A 17827-nucleotide genomic window follows, 5' to 3' on the forward strand; every position below is an offset into this window, starting at 1 on the left:
GGCCAACGGTGACAACTGATTCGGACTGGGGCGGCTACCTGGCTGACGACTCCGCCGCCGCGACCGCCGAGCCGGTGGCGATGCCGGAGCAGGTCGTCGCGTCCGTCCAGACGCATCTGGACAAGGCGGCCGCAGACGAGGACTGGGCGGACTGGCACGGCGGCAACAGCGGCGACTGGGCCCGGTCCGCCGATGCGTACGTGCAGGACGCGGCCGACAGCGTGGCGGCCGGATTCGACGCCTCGGCGGAGGCGTCCCTGGCCGCCGCCGAACGCGGGTACACGCTGGCCGCCGACGAGGCCGCCAAGGCCGGCGACTACGCGGCGGCGGCGGACTACAACATCGACGCGGCGGCGGAGGAGGTGAGCCTGTACGACAGCACTGCCGCTACCTTCGACGCCGACGCGGGACTCGACAGCTGATGAGCTGGATCGACGTCGCCGAGGTACCGGGGGGCGCCGAAGCCGCAGCCGGGACCGCAGGTCGACTCGCAGCCGGAGCGCGGCGCAGCGTCGCCGTACCGTTGACCGCTGTGCGTCAGCACGTGCTGGCGGCGGTCCGGGAGCGGGGATTCACGCTGACCACCGAGCAGCTGACCGTCATCGAGGGTGCCCGGGGCTCGGCACTCGGGGCGGTCACGCTGCAGCCGGCGAAGATCCCGGTCGGGGTCTCGATCGGGCTGGAGTCGACCGACGACGGCGGCTGCGGGGTGACCGTGCGGATCGTCGACCGCTGGCCGGCCAAGGTGGGCCGCAACTGGGGGGCCACCGCCGCCTACCAGGACGTGTTCGCCGAGGTGCTGGCCGCCGTCGACGGCGTGCTGGCCCGGCTCGATCCGGCGGCCGCCAGCGGATTTCCACCCCGGTGGCGCCGCGTCGGCCCCGGTGACGTCGCGGTGATGCAGAACGCGGCCGGTTGGGCAGCACAGGCCGGCTCGGCGCTGTCGCGGCACACCAGCCGGCTGCTCGACGGGTCGGGCCCGAGATCCGGTACGCCGGTGAGCCGGACCGGTGCCGGAACGTTCACCTTCCTGGCGCCGGGGAAGGTCGCCGAGGTCCCCCCGCAACTCGCCGACGGCATGCTCACCGTCGGTACGCTGATCACCAGCCGGCCCGGCCAGATGCCGCCCCATCTGGTGGCTCAGATCCAGTCCCTGGTGTACCGGGTGGAGGAGTACGTCGCGGCGACGGCGGCCACCGCCGGTGACGGTGGGTCGTTCCGATTCACCGTCGACACCGCTGACGTACCGGTGGTGGTCTTCCTGCACCAGCAGGCCCAGCTCCGGGAGCTGCTCCCGGTGCGGACCCTGCAGGTCTGCACCACCTGCAGACTCGAGAAGATCGTGAACCCCGAGCTGGAGCGTCTTCAGGAGCGCAACCGGCGCACCCGGGACCTGGCGACCACCGTCAGTGCCGTGATCAGCCCGTTCGTCCTGGCCGGTCGGCTCGCGCAGAGCAAGGGGCCGGCGTTCGCCTGCCCACGGTGCCAGGGGTTGTCCGCTGAGGAGTCCGTGGTCACCTTCTGCCGGCGCTGTGGCGACCGTCGGGCGGAGACCGCGTTGCGTACCTGCGGCAAGTGCGCCTTCGACTTCCGTTCGTTGCTGCCCGGCGGAGCGCTGTGGACCGACGCACGGGCCGAGCCCTCGGCGGCGCCGGTGCCGCCGTCTCCGCACGCTGACACCCCGGCCGCTCCAGCAGTCGTGGCGGCCCCCCTGCCACCGGACGCTGATGATGCCGCTCTGGCGCCCCGGCCACCGCAACCCGGCACCGCGGCTAGCCGGCCGGAGCCGGCGGCCGCCCCGGCTGAGGAGTCCTGGCCGCGTCCGCCGGGCTCGTAGGCCACGGGGCGGGCCGTCGTCGCGCGCCTCGATCCGACATCGCCGGCCGGGTTCGCCGATCCGGCGACACACCGAGACGTCGGTTACTCTAGGTAACATATCGCGCACACAAACACCACTGCGCGGGCCGACGACAACAGGGGGTGCGATGTCCTACTACCTGGCACCGTCGCTGCAGGTGCTCCGTATCGAGATCGACGCCCGCTGGCCGGACCGGGACCGCAGGTCCGACGGTTGGATCGGCGACGCGTCGCACGCGAGCCGGACCTCGGACCACAATCCGAACATCCGGGGCACCGTGAACGCGATCGACGTCGACCGCGACGGCGTCGACGTGGCCACACTGCTCGCCGCGTTCGAGGCCCATCCGGCCGCCCAGTACTGGATTTTCGAACGGCAGATCGCCAACCGCAGTACCGACTGGTCCCGCCGAATCTACAGTGGAAGCAACCCGCACACCGGCCATGTCCACCTGTCGATCAGGCAGAACGCCGCCGCTGAGCAGGACACCACGGGTTGGGGGCTGTGGCCGGTCCCGGTGCCGACGGTGCCGCCGCCGGCCGCCGTGCCCCCGGCCGACCCGGTCCCGGCACCCCGGCCACCCGCCCACCGCCGGCCCCGCATGGTCATCGACTGACGCCACCCGGAAGCACAGCCGTCAGCCACCCGGCACAGACATCAGCGGTACACCGCCCGCTGGGCGGTCGAGACGAGCGCGCCGTACAGGCCGCCGGTCAGCGCGCGGTCGCGGGCCAGCGCCGCCCGGGCGGCGTTCGCCCCCGGCGCGCCGTGCACCCCACCGCCCGGATGCGCCGACGCCGAGGCGAGAAAGAGCCGGTCCACCGGCGTGTCCGCCCGGCCCAGGCCGGGCACCGGCCGGAAGAACAACTGCTGGTACGCCGCCGAGGTGCCGCCACCGACCGCTCCCCCGACCAGGCTCGGATTGGCCTGCTGCAGGTCGGCCGGGCCGGCCACGTGTCGGGCCCGCACCAGCGCACCGAACCCGGGTGCGTGGCGTTCCAGCAGCGCTTCCATCCGGGCGACGTGGTCGAGGACCTCCTCGGGTCGCCACTGTGGTCGGTGCGGCAGATGCGTGTAGGCCCACAACGATTCGGTGCCCGTCGGCGACCGGGTCGGATCCGCCGTCGTCAGCTGGCCGAGCAGCAGGAACGGATCCGCTGGCACCTCGTCGCAGGCGAGCGCGGCGGCGTACTTCGTCAGGCCGTCGAGATCGGCGCCGAGGTGGACCGTGCCGGCCCCGGCGACCGCCGGGTTGCGCCACGGCAACGGACCCGACAGCGCCCAGTCCACCTTCACCGTCGCCCCGTCCCAGCGGAACCGGCTCAGGTCGTCCACCAGGCGGGGCGGCAACCACGCGGCACCCACCAGGTCGAGAAAGAACGCCGGAGCCGGTACGTCGGCCAGCACCGCCCGCCGGGCACGCCAGCGCCGGCCGTCGACCGTGTGCACCCCGACTGCCCGGCTACGGGCGATCAGCACCCGATCGGCGGCCGCACCGGTGACCACCCGACCGCCGCGCGCGCCCAGCCGGGCGACCAGCGCGTCGGTGATACGTTGCGCCCCGCCCACCGGCACCGGCCAACCGACCTCCTGGCCGAGCATGGCCAGCAGCCAGCCGTACACCCCGGAGGCGACGTCGTCCGGCGACAGGTCGGTGTGCAGGGCACAGCCGGCGAGCAGCGCCGGCCCGCCCGCACCGTCGAACAGTTCCCGACCGAGGTGGCGTACCGGCAGCAGCAGTTGCCGAGCGAGCCGCACCGCCCCGGCGACCCGCAGCCGCCGCAGCATCGCCGCACCGCCCCGCACCGGCGGGAACGGGGTGAACAGCGCGTCGATCAGCGGCGCCGACAGCGACCGCCACTGCGCGTACGCCGACAGCCAGCGTTCGCCGTCGCCGGCGGCGAACGCCTCCAGCGACTCGGCGGTACGCCGTGCGTCGAGGTTGACCACCGCCGCCCGGTCGTCGGGCAGCAGGTGGGCGAAGACGTCAGGGGCATGCCGCCACCGCAGCCCGAACTCGGCCAACCGCAGCTCGCGCAGCACCGGGGAGGCGAACCCGAGCGGGTAGAACGAGCTGTACAGGTCGCTGAGGTAGCCAGGCGCGGTGACCTGCGCGGACCGGACGGCCCCGCCGGCGGCGTCGGTCGCCTCCAGCACCAGCACGTCCCAGCCGGCGTCGGCGAGCAGGTTGGCGGCGACCAGTCCGTTGTGTCCGGCGCCGATGACGACCGCGTCCGCTGTCTGCACACCCGAGCTTGTCATCGTCGCCTGGCTACCCCGGCTGGTGGGGGCCAAACGTTTGCCGACGCGGACAACGGGAACCGTCCCGGGATGTACGACGTGGAGCAGTTCATCGACGGCATCTGGGGACGGTTCGGCGACGGCGCGGAGCTGGTGGTCGAGGATCCGTCCGAGGGCGGACCGGTCAGCCGCAGCCCGATCGCCACCGCCGCGGACGTGCAGACGGCGGTCAAGTCGGCGCGGGAGGCGGCACCGACGTGGGCCGCCACTCCCGCGGCGCAGCGGGCGGAAGCGCTGCACCGCGTCGCCGACGCCCTCGCCGGTGCCGCCGACCGGGTCGCCGAGGCGCAGAGCGCGGAGATGGGCAAGCCGCTGGCCGGGGCCCGGGCCGGCATCGCGGCCGGGGTGGCGACCCTGCGCCAGTACGCCGAGTTGGGCCCGGTGCACCGGGGGCGGGCGCTGGCCGGCGACCCGGCAGCGATGGACCTGATGGCGTACGTACCGCGCGGTGTGGTGGCGGTGCTGACCCCGTGGAACGACCCGATCGCGGTCGCCTGCGGGCTGCTCGGCGCCGCGCTGGTCACCGGCAACACGGTGGTGCACAAGCCGAGCGAGCGCTGCCCCGCGACCGGCGCCCTGCTCGGCCGGTTGGTCGCCGACGAGCTGCCGGACGGGGTCTTCGCGCTGCTCACCGGGGACGGCACGGTCGGTGCCCGGATCGCCGGCTCGGACGGGGTGGACCTGGTCGCCCACGTCGGTTCCACCGCGAGCGGCCGGGAGATCGCCCAGGCCGGTGCCCGTACCGGGGCGAAGGTTCTGCGGGAGAACGGTGGCAACGACGCGTTGATCGTCGACGAGGGCGTCGACCCCCGGTGGGCGGCGCAACAGGCGGCGCTCGGCGCGCTGGCAAACTCGGGCCAGGTGTGTGTCAGCGTCGAACGGATCTACGTGCACAGCGCGGTGGCGGAGCCGTTCGTGGCGGCGCTGGCCGAACACTGCGCCGGAATGCGGCTCGGACCGGCCCGCGACCCGTACACCGAACTGGGCCCGCTGGTCGACCGCCGGCACCGCGACCAGGTGCACGCGCAGGTGTCGGCGGCTCTCGCGGCCGGGGCGACGGCCCGCTGCGGGGGCCACCTGCCGGAGGGGCCCGGCGCCTACTACCCGCCGACGGTGCTGACCGGCTGCACAGACGACATGGCTGTCATGCGGGAGGAGACGTTCGGTCCGGTGGCGCCGGTGATGACCGTGGGTTCGTTCGACGAGGCCCTGTCCCGGGCGGCGTGTTCGGCGTACGGTCTGTCGGCGACCGTGCTCACCCGGTCGATGAGCCACGCGCAGCGGGCCTGGCGGGAACTGCCGGTCGGCACCGTGAAGGTCAACTCGGTCTTCGGCGGCGCGCCCGGTGGGGCCGCGCATCCCCGACGCGGCAGCGGCGAAGGGTTCGGCTACGGGCCGGAGCTGCTGGACGAGATGACCGTGATGAAGGTGCTGCACCTGACCGGCCCCGACGGCCCGGACGGGCGCTGGTGAGCTCCGTACGCCCGGACGGGCCGCCGACGCACCGGTGCCGGCCGACGGACCGCGACTACTCGCGGGCCCGGGCCGTCTCGCGGCGGTTCGCCTTGCCGATCGCGGTGACCAGCTGGTCCTTGGTCATCGACGAGCGGCCCTTGACGTCGAGCCGGCGGGCCACCTCCATCAGGTGGTCCTTGGACGCCCGGGCGTCGACACCACCGGCACCCGCCGCCGGCCGGTCCTGGTAGCCCCGGGCGGCCTGCTCGTCGCTGGGGCCCTTCTTCTCCTTGGGCTCCCAGTGGTCGCCGACCTTCTCGAAGGAGTGCTTGAGCGACGCGAAGGCGGTGCGGTGCGACCGCTCCCCTTCGCCGTAGGTCTCGACCGCCGCGTCGTGTGTCTTGGACCAGGTGTCCTGCGCCTTGCGCGACGAACGGCGCAGCGTGCTGGGAAGTTCCTCACGAGCTGGCATGATCGCCTCCTCGACTCTCGGGGTCGGGTCACCTGACACTGTGCCCGCCCCGGGATCCGGCAAACCCGGACCACCGGTTTGCCGGTGGACACCGAGGGTAACGAGGCAGGGTATGAAATCCACCGCCGACACCGTCGAGACCGACCCCCGACGCCCGGTGCGGCTCCGCGAGCTGACCCCCGCCACCTGGCGGACGGTCCTCGTCGGCAGCGGTCGCAAGTTCATGGCCGACAACTGTCTGGACTGGGCCGCCGCACTGACCTACTACGGGGTGCTCGCGCTGTTTCCGTCCCTGATCGTCGTCGTCGCGCTGGTCGGGCTGGTCTCCGACGGCGAGCGGACCGTGGGCACCGTGGTCGACCTGGCCGACGATGTCGGTGCCGGTGCCGTGGTCGGCAACGAAGGGTTCGTCACCGTCGTCGACGAGGTGGTGAACCAGCAGAGTTCGGCCGGGGTGCTGCTCAGTTTCGGCCTGCTGGCGGCCCTGTGGTCGGCATCGGGCTACGTCCGGGCGTTCACCCGGGCGGCCAACGCGATCTACGGCGTGTCCGAGGGTCGGCCGTTCTACCGGTTGCAGCCGCAGCAGCTCGGGCTGACCGCCGCCGGGCTGGTGCTGGTCGCGCTGGTCGCCACGATGCTGATCGTCAGTGGGCCGGTCGCCGACGCCGTCGGTGACCTGCTCGGCCTGGGTCAGGCCCCGCGAACCGCGTGGAACCTGGTCAAATGGCCGGTGCTGGTCGCCATCATGGTCGGGCTGCTGACCCTGCTGTTCTGGGTGGCCCCCAACGTCCGACAGCCGAAATTCCGGTGGCTGGCGGTCGGCGGTGCGGTGACGCTGCTGCTGTGGGCGGTCGCCTCGGCCGGCTTCGGCACCTACGTGGCGTACTTCGGCTCGTACGACGTCACCTACGGCAGCCTCGGCGCGGTGATCGCGTTCCTGGTCTGGCTCTACCTGGCCAACCTGGCCGTGATGCTCGGGGTCGAGATCAACGCGGGGGTGCAGCGCGGCCGGGCCGTCCAGGCCGGCAACCCTGATCCGGCCGATCCGGTACTGCCACCGCGGACCCCGGCCGACTGACCGACCCACGCCGGTGTTTGAGGCCGGCACTGCCGGGTAGTCGAACAGCTATGGAACGCGGCAACAGCAAGCACAGCCCCCGGGTGGACGACAGCATGGCGCACGACATCCGGGGGACCACGCAGGGCACCGCCGGCGGCCGGGCGCAGGAGTGGCACGAAGCGGAGCCCCCGGGTGAGGACCAGCCGGAGCCGACCACCGTGCCGGCCGGCGACAACCGGTCCGGCACCCCGCAGGGCATGTCCAGCGAGGACGTGGAGCAGCGCAGCCGACTCGGCCGCTACATCAACCTTTCGGCGCTGCCCGGCGACCGGAGCGCCCTGCGGCGCAGCGCCGAGGGTAACGAGGCGCCCGCCGACGTACTCGACGAAATCGACCAGCTGCCGGCGGGCCGCACGTTCCAGACGGTGTCCGAGGTGTGGGCCGCGCTCGGCCACGCCAACGAATCGACCCGCTGGTGACCGCGCCGCCCGCGGCCCGGCGGAACTGAGGAGGAACATCAGATGGGTGCAGTGACGGAGTACGTCGATGTCGCGGTGCCGGTGCGCACCGTGTACAACCAGTGGACCCAGTTCGAGGAGTTCCCGCACTTCATGGAGGGTGTCGACCAGGTCACCCAGGTGTCGGACACGATGACCCACTGGACCACCGAGATCGCCGGGGTGACCCGCGAGTTCGACGCGAAGATCACCGAGCAGATCCCTGACGAGCGGGTCGCCTGGACCGCCACCGGCGGGGTCAAGCAGGCAGGTGTGATCACCTTCCACCGGCTCGACGACCACCACACCAGGGTGACCGCGCAGATGGAGTTCGACCCGGAAGGGCTGGCCGAGCAGGCCGGCGACAAGCTCGGCATCGTCGACCGCCGGGTCAAGGGCGATCTGAAGCGCTTCAAGGAGTTCATCGAGAACCGTCAGGGCGTCGAGACCGGAGCCTGGCGCGGCGAGGTGCCCCGGCCCCAACCGTGACGTCCGGCCGGAGCCCCGACCCACAGCTGGGCAGCCCGGCGATCGACCTGTGCACGACGGCGCGGACCCGGACCGGGTCCGCGCCGTCGTGCGTGCCCGGCCGGCGCGCCTCGGGGCGTTTGCCGGCCCGGGTTGCGGGTAACCCGGCGGACATGACTGATCCAGTGGACGGTGTCTGGCGTGACGAACAGCGGCTGCCCCTGCGCGACCTGGAACGCGCGGTGGCCGCGCCGGCGGCCGACGGGGAGGTCGACGACGTGACCGGCAGCGACGCCGGGGCCGAGGAGGAGTTCGGGCACGGCCCGGAGGCCGCCGAGGGCGGTACGCAGCGGCACGCCACCGACCCCGACCGGGCGTACCGACCGTCGACCACCGGCCGGACCGGACCGAACTGACCCGGGACGGGCTCCCGCTGCCCGGTGCGACGCTGCCTGCCCGGGCAGCCCACTCGCCCGGCCGGATTGTCCGCTAGCTCCGACATGGGGCGGATCGGCCACTGATCCTCGACCGATCGGCTGACGGCGGTCCGGCTCCGCCGCGCAAGACTTTCTGGATGCGTCCCGCCCCTGGCTTCCTCACCACGCGTCAACGGCGCTGGGCCTGGCTCGGTTTCGTGCTGGCCGCGCTGCAGGCTCCGGTCTCGGCCTATCTGCTCCCCGATGACTCCTGGCTGTTCAGCGTCTGCGTGGCGCTGATGGTGGCCACGGTGATCATCGCCGACGACGCGGCACGACGCCGCCCCGCCACGGCCGACCGCCGGGCCGAGTAGCAGACCGCCGCCAGCTGTGACGACACCGTACGGCAGCCCCGTCCCGAGCCTGCGTGCCGCGCCGGCGGCCCGGCGCTCGGCACGCAGCACGCTGCAGGATCTGCACGCCGCACTCGGCGATCACGGTCTGCGCGCCGCCGCCGGCTCCCCCGGCCTGCTGGCCGAGCTGGACCAGCACGGGGCGGGGGTGCGGGACCGGCTCTGGGCGGACCTGCGGCCACTGCACCCGGTGACCCTGGCCCGGTACGCGCAGGGCGTGCGCGACGCCGCCGTCGAGTCCGGCTGGCACCCGCCGGTCGGACCAACGACGGACTGGAGCCGCGCCGACTGGGTGACGCTGCGGCTGGTGGCCGTCTGCCAGCTCGCCGCCAGCTGCCACCGCTGACCCAGCTGTTGCCGACCCCGACCGGGCGACGGATACCGACGCCCGGTCGGGGGCCTGTCACCGGCGGGGCGACGCCCGTCCCGTGACAAGCCCCCGGAAAATCATCGGCGGGCGACGCGGTCAGCCGGTGCTGCCGCCCGGCCGGGTCGTCCCGCCGGGCGGGTTGGTCATCCCACCTGGTTGACCGGCGCCGGGGCCGGTCATGCCCCGACCGCTGGCCGCCTCCCGGCCACCGGACATCGCCGGTGCCTGCTGGCCCTGCGGGATCACCTGGGTCGGCTCGTTCATCCGCTGACCCACGTCCTCCCGCCCCGCCTGGTACGCCTGGTGGCTGTCCCGGATCGCCTGGGACTCGTGGGCCACCTTGGTCAGCCAGTCCTCCCACCGTTGCTGCATGGGACGGACCAGACCGCCACCGACGCCGACGATCAGGATGCCGGCGATGGTGGCCAGGACCGCGATCAGCACCGGTGTGGTGACGGTGGTGGCGATCCCGACCTGGTTGAGCGCCGCGATGACACCGAGCGCGATGATGAACACCGACGCTGCGGTCGCCAGCACCCGCCCGTAGGAGAGCCCGCCGAGTGCGCCGGACACCAGGTCACGTACCGCCGTCGCGATGGCCGCCGCGACGACCACGATCACGATGGCGACGAACGCCCGGGGCAGCCACGCCACGACGGCGCTGATCAGGTCGCTGATCGGGTTCGGTCCCCAGACGCCGAAAGCAAACTGCAGGGTGAACAGCAGCACCGCGTAGTACGCCAGTCTGGCCAGGATGTCGCTGGCGTCGTACCGGGTGCGTTCCAGCGCCCGACCGATACCGCCACGTTCCACGGCCTTGTCGAACCCGACGCGTTCGAGCGCCTTGTCGACACCCTTCAGGACGGCCCGCGCGATCAACCATCCGACCACGAGAATCGCGATGAACGCGATGGCCCGGGGCACGAAAAGTATCACGGACCGCCACATGTCAGTCAGCGCATTCCCAATATCGACCTGCGCCGACGCGTACGTTGAGGACATCCGGTCCTCCCTTCCGCCTCGTCTGTCGATGCGTCGCCTCGCTGTCGTTCGGACGCGCTGCATCGCCTACCGCCGGCCCGCATACCCACCCTGCGGCGGTCCACGCCCCCCACCGGTCACCGCCCGGATAGGCTGCCCCCCATGGCAGGCAGCACCGGGCGTACCCGCGACACCCCCACCGGCGTACCTGCTGCCCGTTCCGCCGTCGCCGCCGGAGCGTCGGCGCCGGTGGCCCCGCCGCCGGACGGCCCGAACCTGGTGCAACGACACGACTGGGCGCAGACGGCGCTGGGGCCCGTCGACGGCTGGGACCCGGCGGTACGGGCCACCGTCGATCTGCTGCTGGCCTCCCCCGTGCCGATGGCGCTGGTGTACGGCGACGACTTCCTGATGATCTACAACGACGCGTACGCCGACCTGCTCGGCGACAAGCACCCGCACGCGTTCGGCCAGCCCGCCGCCGAGGTCTTCGCCGATTCGTGGCACCAGCCGGGGGTCGGTGACGTGGTCGAACGGGTCTACCGCACCGGGGAGCCGTTCCTCGAGTCGGAGACCGTGGCGCCGTTCGTCGCGGACATCGACGGTGCCGGCGGCACGACCGCGTACACCCGGGGTTACTCGGCGGTGCGCGACAGCCACGGGACGATCATCGGGATGCTCTCGGTCGCCACCGAGACCGGCGCGATCACCCACCGGCTGCAGAGCCTGAGTGAGCTGACGGCGGCGCTGGCCGGCACCCTCACCCTCGACGACGTGGCCCGGGTCGCCCTGCGCTACGGTCTCGCCTCGTTCGACATCGACCAGGTGGCGATCGGCATCGACGACGGCGGCGGGTGGCGGGTGGTCCGTCGGGTCCGTGGTGAGCTGCTCGACGAGGCCGACGAACGGCTGCCGCCGGTCTGGCGGCGGTTGCCACGCGACGCCGCGACGCCGCTGGCGGCCGTCGGCACCACCGGTGTCCCCCGCTTCACCAGCGACGGTCGGCCACTGGCCCGGTACGCCATCGACCGCCACGACGAGCGGGTGGCGGCGCTCGCGGCGCTGCCGTTGCGGGCGGGTTCGCTGCGCGGCGGGATCACATTCGGCTACCGGGAGCCGCACCAGTGGCCGCCGGCCGAGCGGGCGCTGCTGGCGGCGGTCGCCGAACTGGTCACCCAGGCGGCGGAGCGGGCGCGCCGGTTCGAGACCCAGCACGGTACAGCGCAACTGCTGCAACGCAGCATGTTGCCGGAACAGTTGCCGGATCTGCCCCGCTTCCGGCTCGCCGCCCGCTACGACCCGGGCGTGGACGGCAACTCGGCCGGCGGCGACTTCTACGACGCGTTCCTGCTGCCCGACGGCGGGCTGGCCGTCGTGCTCGGCGACGTGGCCGGGCACGACGTACGGGCGGCGGCGTTGATGGGCCAGGTCCGGGCGGCGCTGCGCGGGCTGGCGTTGACCGATCCGGCGCCGGCCGCCGTGTTGACGGGACTGGACCGGCTGGTGCACAGCCTGGGCGCGGAGAGCCGCAACGAGGAGCTCTTCGTCACCGTGCTGTACGGCGTACTCGATCCGTCGGCCGGGCGGTTGACGCTGGCCAGCGCTGGTCATCCGGCGCCGCTGATCCGCCGTCCCGGCACCCCGGCGGCACGGGCCGAGTTCGCCGAGGTGCCGCCCGGCGTACCGCTCGGGCTGGCCGGGCCGCGCGAGCCGGTGGACGTGGTGCTGCGTCCGGGAGACACCCTGCTGATGTTCAGCGACGGGGTGGTGGAGCGCCGGGGTCACGATCTGGGTGCCGGCATGTCGGCGCTGGCGGCGGCGATCGCCGCGACCGGCACCAGCGATCCGCGCAACCTGTGCGCGGTGGCGAGTGGAGCGGTGGCCGGAACCACCGACGACGACGTGGCGGTGCTCGCGGTGGAGCACGCCGCGGCACCGAGTCGGTCGGCAGGGCTGTTGGTGCCGGCCGAGCCGATCGCGCCGAGCCGGGTCCGGCACTGGCTGGCCGACCAGTTGGCACAGTGGCGGGTGCCGGAGTCGGTCATCGGCCCGGCGGTGCTGTGCGCCAGCGAGTTGACCACGAACGCGCTGCTGCACGCCGGGACCGAGGCGCGGGTGGAGATCGACCTGAGCCAGGAGCGACTGTTGGTGTCGGTCGCGGACAGTGGCACCCGGGGTACGGTCAGCCGGGCCCGGACGGACACGCTGAGCAGTCGCGGGCGGGGGCTCGGACTCATCGAGCAGTTGAGCGACACCTGGGGCACTGACCCGTCGGTTCGTGGTTCGACGGTCTGGTTCGAGATCATGCTTCCGGTCGACACGTAACCCTGATCTTCACCGAACGTGACATCAATTCGGCCGTTCAGCCGACCCGCGTCCGGCGTTTCCTCGGCGTAGAGTAACTGGTCACGCCAAACGGGATAAACGACGCGAAGAGGAACACACGGTGCGAATCAGAGGTTACCCTGCGGGCACCCCTTGCTGGTCCGAGCTACGCACCAGCGACCCCGAGGGTTCGATCGAGTTCTACCGCGAGCTGTTCGGCTGGAAGCCCGCCGACCATCCCGCCTCGGGCTCGGTCGACTTCCACCTGCGGGACCTGGCCGCCGCCGGCCTCGTCGCCGCGCCCGCTGCGGCGCCGTCGGCCTGGGTGACCTACCTCGCCACCGACGACCTCGACGCGACGGTCGTCGCCGCGACGCAGGCCGGCGCGGCGACGCTCACGCCGGCGACCCGGTACGCCCAGCGGGGTGCCGCCGCACTGGTCGCCGACCCGCAGGGCGCGGTGTTCGGACTGTGGCAGCGCGACCCCTTCCCCGGCGCACAGGTCAGCGGCGAACCCGGCGCGGCCTGCTGGAACGAGCTCGCCACCCGCGACGTCAGCGGAGCCGGCAGCTTCTACGGGAGCCTCTTCGGCTGGACGGCCCGCGCGAGCAGCTACAGCGATTCCGCCAGTTACCAGGAGTGGTGGGTGGGCACCACCCGCGAGGTGGCCGGGTTGATCGACATGACCGTGTCGTACCCGCCCCAGGTGCCGGCCCACTGGCGAACCACGTTCGAGGTGGACGACTGCGCGTCGGCGGTCACGCGGTGCGAGGCCCTCGGCGGTCAGGTGACGTTCGGCCCGTACGTCGCCGGTGCGGGCACGTACGCGCAGTTGACGGACCCGGCGGGTGCGGCGTTCGGGGTCATCGCCCTGCTTCCGCAGTTCCGTACGCCGTTGGACTGACCACGGCAGCCGGCCCACCATCGATATATCATCATATAGAAGTTTCTGGACATCTACGTCACGGGCTCTTCACATATCGGCAACACGCCCGTACGGTAGTCGATATCCATGGGAGCGCTTCCAGTTAGTGCTTTCAATATATCGTCCCTACCCGGAGGGAGTGCCCATGCGCAGGAGATCTGCGCTCACCGCAGTTGGCGCCGCCGCCGTCCTGGCGTTCTCGGTCGCCACCGCGGTCGGTGTCGGGCTGCTGCAGCCCACGGCCGCCCAGGCCGCCGATTCCGTCTTCTACGTCGACCCGGACACTTCCGCCGCCCGCTGGGTGGCGGCGAACCCCGGTGACTACCGGGCGAACGTGATCCGCGATCGGATCGCCTCGGTCCCCCAGGGCCGCTGGTTCACCCAGTACAACCCCAACGAGGTCCGCAACCAGGTCAGCTCCTACGTCGGTGCCGCCGCGGCCGCCGGCAAGATCCCGATCATGGTGGTCTACAACATCCCGAACCGCGACTGCAGCAACCACAGCAGCGGGGGTGCCCCCAACCACACCGCGTACCGGCAGTGGGTCGACCAGGTCGCCGCCGGCCTCGGCAACCGCCCCGCGTACATCGTGCTGGAGCCCGACGTACTCGCCCTGATGGGCACCTGCATGAGCGCGGGCGAACAGGCCGAGGTCCGGGCGTCGATGGCGTACGCCGGCAAGGCGCTCAAGGCCGGTTCGTCGCAGGCCCGGGTCTACTTCGACGCCGGGCACTCGGCGTGGCACTCGCCCTCGGCGATGGCCAGCATGCTGACCGGCGCCGACGTGGCCAACAGCGCCCACGGCATCTCCAGCAACGTGTCGAACTACCGCAGCACCAGCGAGGCGGTCAACTACGTCAAGGCGGTCATCAACGCCACCGGCGCCAACCACCTCACCGCGGTGATCGACACCAGCCGCAACGGCAACGGCCCGCTCGGCTCCGAGTGGTGCGACCCGGCCGGCCGCGCGATCGGCACCGCCAGCACCACCAACACCGGCGACAGCAAGATCGACGCCTTCCTCTGGGTGAAGCTGCCGGGTGAGGCGGACGGCTGCATCGCCGCTGCCGGGCAGTTCGTGCCGCAGCGGGCGTACGACCTGGCCATCGCCGCCGGCCCGACCACCGCGCCGCCGCCCACGACCGCGCCGCCGACCACGGCACCACCCACCACCGCACCGCCGACCACGGCACCACCGACCACGGCACCACCCACCACCGCACCGCCGGCGGGTGGATGTGCCGTCAGCTACACCACCAACCAGTGGGGTGGCGGCTTCACCCGGGAGATCCGGATCACCAACCAGGGCACCTCGCTCAGCAACTGGACGCTGGCCTTCACCGCCGGTTCCAACGTCAGCCTGAGCAACGGCTGGAACGGCACCTGGAGCCAGTCCGGCAGCCAGATCACCGTCCGCAACGCCGCCTGGAACGGCTCGCTGGCGTCCGGATCCACCGTCAGCATCGGTTTCCAGGGCACCTACAGCGGCAGCACCCTGCCGCCGCTGTCCAGCTTCACCCTCAACGGCGCCGCCTGTAGCGGGTAGCGCCGGGTCCGTCCCGTGCCTACCGCCCCTGGCGCGGGCGGACCGAGGTCCGGCCGATTCCGGACCTACGTTTCGGCCCCTCCCCGTCGACGGGGAGGGGCCGAAATCGTGCCACGTCCGTCGCGGCCGGTAGGTTATCCGTCCCCTTCCCGGGGCACTAACTGCGGGAAGGGAGGCCATCCATGACCAGATCCACGATCCGTACGGACGCCTCGACGCCCGGCACCTTCGGGGACACGGCCAACTTCCCGGCGGGCGTGCCTGCCGGGCCCGTCGCCTACCCCACCACGCCAGGTGCCGCACCGCAGCCCGGTGATCAGGACCGGTCCACGGTCACGATCGCCAACCATCCGGACTACGCCGCCGCTCAGCGGACCGTCGACCAGCTCTCGGACAGCAAGTTCCCGGTCGAACGGACCGCGATCATCGGCACCAACCTGCGACTGGTCGAGGACGTCACCGGCCGGCTGACCGTCGGGCGGGCCGCCGCCGCCGGCGCGGGTACCGGTGCCTGGTTCGGTCTGTTCATCGGTCTGCTCATCGGCATCTTCGCCGTGGTCAACTGGCTCGGCATCATCGTGACCGCGCTGGTCATCGGTGCCGTCTGGGGGGCCATCTTCGGCGCCGTCGCGCACGCGATGACCGGCGGCCGCCGGGACTTCTCCTCGCGCAGTCTGCTCCAGGCCAGCCAGTACGGCGTGACGGTGGACGCCGAGTTCGCCGAGCAGGCGCGTCAGGCGCTGGCAGACCGGGCCGGAGCCGGCCGCGCCGGGAGGTAGGCGCACCGGTCGATCGATGCGAGCGACCAACGGACCGGGCGGCGTGGCCGCCCGGTCCGTGCTGTGTCCGTGCTGGGCTCGGTACCGGTGCCCGGGCCGGTCCATCGGGCAGAACTCACCGACATCCTCGGCCGATCCGGGTGTCCGCCGCAGCGGGGCGGGTACATGAGCCTGCGGCGACACCCGTAGGTGGCACAGGTTCGGGATTCACGGACGCGGCCGGCTGCCTACCGTCATTGTCAGGCCAGGACAGCACGCTGAGGAGGCACGATGAGCACTGAGATCGTCACCCCGGATCCCCAGCAGTCGTACACCGGCGACACCGTCGCCAGCGAACAGGGCCTGCTGGTGGCGGTCCTGGTAATGGTGGTACTCGGCGTCCTCGGGGTCTTCCTCGTGTCGTGAGGGCCGGTCCCGGCGTCACAGCGGCGGCTGCTGGCCGCCGCTGTGTGGTGTCCGGGCCGCCGGTACGACGCCGAGCCGGCCGGCCTGGTAGTCCTCGAACGCGGTGACCAGCTCCGCCCGGGTGTTCATCACGAACGGCCCGTACTGGGCGATCGGCTCACGGATCGGTTCACCGCCCATCACGTACACGTCGAGCTGCGGCGTCCGGCTGTCCTGCCGGGCGTCGGCGGTGATCCGCAACGTGTCCCCGGGCCCGTGCACCGCCAGCTGCCCGGTGCGCACCGAATGCGGCGCGGTGCCGACCGTTCCCCGGCCGCCGAGCACGTACACCAGGGCGTTGAAGTCCGGCCGCCACGGCAGGTCGACCTGTGCACCGGGCTGTACGGTGAGGTGGGCGATGCTGATCGGGGTGTGGGTGGAACCCGGGCCGCGGTGTCCGGCGACGTCGCCGGCGATCACCCGGATGAGCGCGCCGCCGTCGCCGGTGGTGAGCAGACCGACCTCACGGCCCCGGATGTCCTGGTAGCGCGGCGGTGCGAACTTCTTCACCCGGGGCAGGTTCACCCACAGCTGCAGGCCGTGGAACAGCCCGCCGCTGACGACCAGGTGCTCCGGCGGTGCCTCGATGTGCAGCAGCCCGGAACCGGCGGTCATCCACTGGGTGTCCCCGTCGGTGATGGTGCCGCCCCCGCCGTGTGAGTCCTGGTGGTCGAAGATCCCGTCGATGATGTACGTGACGGTCTCGAAGCCGCGGTGCGGGTGCCAGGCGGTCCCCTTGGGTTCGCCGGGGGCGTACTCCACCTCTCCCATCTGGTCGAGGTGCAGGAACGGGTCGAGCTCGGTCATCGGTACCCCGGCGAAGGCCCGACGGACGGGGAAGCCTTCGCCCTCGAAACCGCTCGGTGCGGTGGAGACCCGGCGCACCGGCCGGATCGTCCCGGCCGCCGGATCGAACTGCGGCAGGCGGGGCAGAACGAGTACGTCGTCGACGGTGATCGCGGGCATCAGGTCCTCTTTCGGGCTGGTGTGGTGCTGACGATGGATGTCACCTCGGCGCCGCAGTCGGGTCCGCTGGCGCCGGCCGACGGTCCGCCGAGGCGGGCATCGAGCGCGCCGAACACCTGACCCAGCTGGGCGATGTCGGCGTCGTCGAGGTGGTCGAGGAAGACCCGGCGGACGGCGGCGAGGTGCACGGGCGCGGCCACCCGTAGCTGGTTCAGGCCCTCGGCGGTGAGCACCGCGTGGCTGCCGCGTCGGTCCTGCGGGCAGCTCTGCCGCTCGACCAGGCCCCGCCGTTGCATGGTGGCGACCTGGTAGGTCAACCGGCTCGGGGAGAAGACCAGCCGGCTGGCCAGTTCGCCCATCCGCAGGCGCCGCCCAGGGGCCTCGGAGAGCAGCAGCAGGACGTGGTAGTCGGCCAGGCTGAGCCCGCAGTGTTCGCGCAACTCGTCACCGAGCAGGGTGAGCAGCCGCTGGCTGGACTCGATGTAGGCCCGCCAGGCGGCGAGGCGCTGCGCGTCGCGCTGGTCGTCCATGACACCCAGACTAGCGCTTAT

The 17827-nt window shown here is 72.4% G+C and carries 20 protein-coding genes; 15 read left to right on the forward strand and 5 right to left on the reverse strand.

Features of this window, described 5'->3' with window-relative positions; all coding sequences use genetic code 11:
• The first annotated feature begins 8 nt into the window (after positions 1–8).
• From ACN28F_RS03330 to ACN28F_RS03340, 3 genes are all read left to right on the forward strand, one after another.
• Entirely contained in the window at positions 9–422 is a 414-nt protein-coding gene (locus ACN28F_RS03330) for a hypothetical protein (RefSeq protein WP_421356983.1), read from the forward strand.
• The gene (locus ACN28F_RS03335) at positions 422–1837 is read left to right on the forward strand and encodes a hypothetical protein (RefSeq protein ID WP_289206648.1); all 1416 of its coding nucleotides are present in this window, start codon (positions 422–424) and stop codon (positions 1835–1837) included. The genes ACN28F_RS03330 and ACN28F_RS03335 overlap by 1 nt, the downstream gene beginning before the upstream one ends.
• 148 nt (positions 1838–1985) lie before the next feature.
• Entirely contained in the window at positions 1986–2474 is a 489-nt protein-coding gene (locus ACN28F_RS03340) for a hypothetical protein (protein WP_289206649.1), read from the forward strand.
• 41 nt (positions 2475–2515) lie between these two features.
• Here the strand turns inward: ACN28F_RS03340 and ACN28F_RS03345 are convergent, their stop codons facing one another.
• Entirely contained in the window at positions 2516–4120 is a 1605-nt protein-coding gene (locus ACN28F_RS03345) for a phytoene desaturase family protein (RefSeq protein ID WP_421356984.1), read from the reverse strand.
• Between the two features lie 69 nt (positions 4121–4189).
• Here ACN28F_RS03345 and ACN28F_RS03350 point away from each other — a divergent pair, with 69 nt between their 5' ends.
• Positions 4190–5632: an aldehyde dehydrogenase family protein gene (locus tag ACN28F_RS03350; RefSeq protein WP_289206651.1), complete on the forward strand. Its 1443-nt coding sequence runs from the start codon at positions 4190–4192 to the stop codon at positions 5630–5632.
• A 55-nt stretch (positions 5633–5687) separates the two neighbouring features.
• Here the strand turns inward: ACN28F_RS03350 and ACN28F_RS03355 are convergent, their stop codons facing one another.
• A complete protein-coding gene (locus ACN28F_RS03355; protein WP_289206652.1) occupies positions 5688–6086 on the reverse strand; it encodes a ChaB family protein in 399 nt (132 codons plus the stop codon).
• A 112-nt stretch (positions 6087–6198) separates the two neighbouring features.
• On the opposite strand from ACN28F_RS03355, the gene ACN28F_RS03360 reads away from it, so the two are divergent.
• The 6 genes from ACN28F_RS03360 to ACN28F_RS03385 all read left to right on the forward strand — a co-directional run bounded on the left by ACN28F_RS03360 (position 6199) and on the right by ACN28F_RS03385 (position 9286).
• On the forward strand, positions 6199–7164 hold the full coding sequence (locus ACN28F_RS03360) for a YihY/virulence factor BrkB family protein (protein ID WP_289206653.1): 966 nt from the start codon (positions 6199–6201) through the stop codon (positions 7162–7164).
• Positions 7165–7214: 50 nt separating this feature from the next.
• Positions 7215–7625 (forward strand): DUF2795 domain-containing protein, encoded by a 411-nt coding sequence (locus ACN28F_RS03365; protein WP_289206654.1) that lies wholly within the window; start codon positions 7215–7217, stop codon positions 7623–7625.
• Between the two features lie 42 nt (positions 7626–7667).
• The gene (locus ACN28F_RS03370; protein ID WP_289206655.1) at positions 7668–8132 is read left to right on the forward strand and encodes an SRPBCC family protein; all 465 of its coding nucleotides are present in this window, start codon (positions 7668–7670) and stop codon (positions 8130–8132) included.
• A 152-nt stretch (positions 8133–8284) separates the two neighbouring features.
• Entirely contained in the window at positions 8285–8527 is a 243-nt protein-coding gene (locus tag ACN28F_RS03375) for a hypothetical protein (RefSeq protein ID WP_289206656.1), read from the forward strand.
• A 158-nt stretch (positions 8528–8685) separates the two neighbouring features.
• Entirely contained in the window at positions 8686–8901 is a 216-nt protein-coding gene (locus ACN28F_RS03380) for a hypothetical protein (RefSeq protein WP_289206657.1), read from the forward strand.
• A 16-nt stretch (positions 8902–8917) separates the two neighbouring features.
• Positions 8918–9286 carry a DUF6401 family natural product biosynthesis protein gene (locus tag ACN28F_RS03385; protein WP_289206658.1) on the forward strand — a complete coding sequence of 123 codons (369 nt, stop codon included), beginning with the start codon at positions 8918–8920 and terminating at the stop codon, positions 9284–9286.
• Between the two features lie 120 nt (positions 9287–9406).
• Here the strand turns inward: ACN28F_RS03385 and ACN28F_RS03390 are convergent, their stop codons facing one another.
• Positions 9407–10312 (reverse strand): mechanosensitive ion channel family protein, encoded by a 906-nt coding sequence (locus ACN28F_RS03390; RefSeq protein ID WP_289206659.1) that lies wholly within the window; start codon positions 10310–10312, stop codon positions 9407–9409.
• 141 nt (positions 10313–10453) lie between these two features.
• Here ACN28F_RS03390 and ACN28F_RS03395 point away from each other — a divergent pair, with 141 nt between their 5' ends.
• From ACN28F_RS03395 to ACN28F_RS03415, 5 genes are all read left to right on the forward strand, one after another.
• Positions 10454–12616 (forward strand): ATP-binding SpoIIE family protein phosphatase, encoded by a 2163-nt coding sequence (locus ACN28F_RS03395; protein ID WP_289206660.1) that lies wholly within the window; start codon positions 10454–10456, stop codon positions 12614–12616.
• 121 nt (positions 12617–12737) lie between these two features.
• A complete protein-coding gene (locus ACN28F_RS03400) occupies positions 12738–13520 on the forward strand; it encodes a VOC family protein (RefSeq protein ID WP_289206661.1) in 783 nt (260 codons plus the stop codon).
• A 166-nt stretch (positions 13521–13686) separates the two neighbouring features.
• Positions 13687–15087: a glycoside hydrolase family 6 protein gene (locus ACN28F_RS03405; RefSeq protein WP_421356985.1), complete on the forward strand. Its 1401-nt coding sequence runs from the start codon at positions 13687–13689 to the stop codon at positions 15085–15087.
• A gap of 182 nt (positions 15088–15269) precedes the next feature.
• On the forward strand, positions 15270–15866 hold the full coding sequence (locus ACN28F_RS03410; RefSeq protein ID WP_289206663.1) for a general stress protein: 597 nt from the start codon (positions 15270–15272) through the stop codon (positions 15864–15866).
• A gap of 270 nt (positions 15867–16136) precedes the next feature.
• Positions 16137–16271: a hypothetical protein gene (locus tag ACN28F_RS03415; protein WP_282227855.1), complete on the forward strand. Its 135-nt coding sequence runs from the start codon at positions 16137–16139 to the stop codon at positions 16269–16271.
• Between the two features lie 15 nt (positions 16272–16286).
• Here the strand turns inward: ACN28F_RS03415 and ACN28F_RS03420 are convergent, their stop codons facing one another.
• Entirely contained in the window at positions 16287–17276 is a 990-nt protein-coding gene (locus ACN28F_RS03420) for a pirin family protein (protein WP_289206664.1), read from the reverse strand.
• Positions 17276–17806, reverse strand: a complete 531-nt coding sequence (locus tag ACN28F_RS03425; protein WP_289206665.1) for a MarR family winged helix-turn-helix transcriptional regulator — start codon at positions 17804–17806, stop codon at positions 17276–17278. Before ACN28F_RS03425 ends, ACN28F_RS03420 begins: the two co-directional genes overlap by 1 nt.
• Between the last annotated feature and the right edge of the window lie 21 nt (positions 17807–17827).

It is taken from the genome of Solwaraspora sp. WMMA2101 (assembly GCF_049179175.1).
Lineage (GTDB): Bacteria > Actinomycetota > Actinomycetes > Mycobacteriales > Micromonosporaceae > Micromonospora_E.

What these genes read in the sequence shown, in the direction of transcription:
- ACN28F_RS03335 (WP_289206648.1), top strand. Translation starts at nt 422, where the DNA reads ATGAGCTGGATCGACGTCGCCGAGGTACCGGGGGGCGCCGAAGCCGCA.
- ACN28F_RS03340 (WP_289206649.1), top strand. Translation starts at nt 1,986, where the DNA reads ATGTCCTACTACCTGGCACCGTCGCTGCAGGTGCTCCGTATCGAGATC.
- ACN28F_RS03345 (WP_421356984.1), bottom strand. Translation starts at nt 4,120, where the DNA reads ATGACAAGCTCGGGTGTGCAGACAGCGGACGCGGTCGTCATCGGCGCC.
- ACN28F_RS03350 (WP_289206651.1), top strand. Translation starts at nt 4,190, where the DNA reads ATGTACGACGTGGAGCAGTTCATCGACGGCATCTGGGGACGGTTCGGC.
- ACN28F_RS03355 (WP_289206652.1), bottom strand. Translation starts at nt 6,086, where the DNA reads ATGCCAGCTCGTGAGGAACTTCCCAGCACGCTGCGCCGTTCGTCGCGC.
- ACN28F_RS03360 (WP_289206653.1), top strand. Translation starts at nt 6,199, where the DNA reads ATGAAATCCACCGCCGACACCGTCGAGACCGACCCCCGACGCCCGGTG.
- ACN28F_RS03365 (WP_289206654.1), top strand. Translation starts at nt 7,215, where the DNA reads ATGGAACGCGGCAACAGCAAGCACAGCCCCCGGGTGGACGACAGCATG.
- ACN28F_RS03370 (WP_289206655.1), top strand. Translation starts at nt 7,668, where the DNA reads ATGGGTGCAGTGACGGAGTACGTCGATGTCGCGGTGCCGGTGCGCACC.
- ACN28F_RS03375 (WP_289206656.1), top strand. Translation starts at nt 8,285, where the DNA reads ATGACTGATCCAGTGGACGGTGTCTGGCGTGACGAACAGCGGCTGCCC.
- ACN28F_RS03380 (WP_289206657.1), top strand. Translation starts at nt 8,686, where the DNA reads ATGCGTCCCGCCCCTGGCTTCCTCACCACGCGTCAACGGCGCTGGGCC.
- ACN28F_RS03390 (WP_289206659.1), bottom strand. Translation starts at nt 10,312, where the DNA reads ATGTCCTCAACGTACGCGTCGGCGCAGGTCGATATTGGGAATGCGCTG.
- ACN28F_RS03395 (WP_289206660.1), top strand. Translation starts at nt 10,454, where the DNA reads ATGGCAGGCAGCACCGGGCGTACCCGCGACACCCCCACCGGCGTACCT.
- ACN28F_RS03405 (WP_421356985.1), top strand. Translation starts at nt 13,687, where the DNA reads ATGCGCAGGAGATCTGCGCTCACCGCAGTTGGCGCCGCCGCCGTCCTG.
- ACN28F_RS03410 (WP_289206663.1), top strand. Translation starts at nt 15,270, where the DNA reads ATGACCAGATCCACGATCCGTACGGACGCCTCGACGCCCGGCACCTTC.
- ACN28F_RS03415 (WP_282227855.1), top strand. Translation starts at nt 16,137, where the DNA reads ATGAGCACTGAGATCGTCACCCCGGATCCCCAGCAGTCGTACACCGGC.
- ACN28F_RS03420 (WP_289206664.1), bottom strand. Translation starts at nt 17,276, where the DNA reads ATGCCCGCGATCACCGTCGACGACGTACTCGTTCTGCCCCGCCTGCCG.
- ACN28F_RS03425 (WP_289206665.1), bottom strand. Translation starts at nt 17,806, where the DNA reads ATGGACGACCAGCGCGACGCGCAGCGCCTCGCCGCCTGGCGGGCCTAC.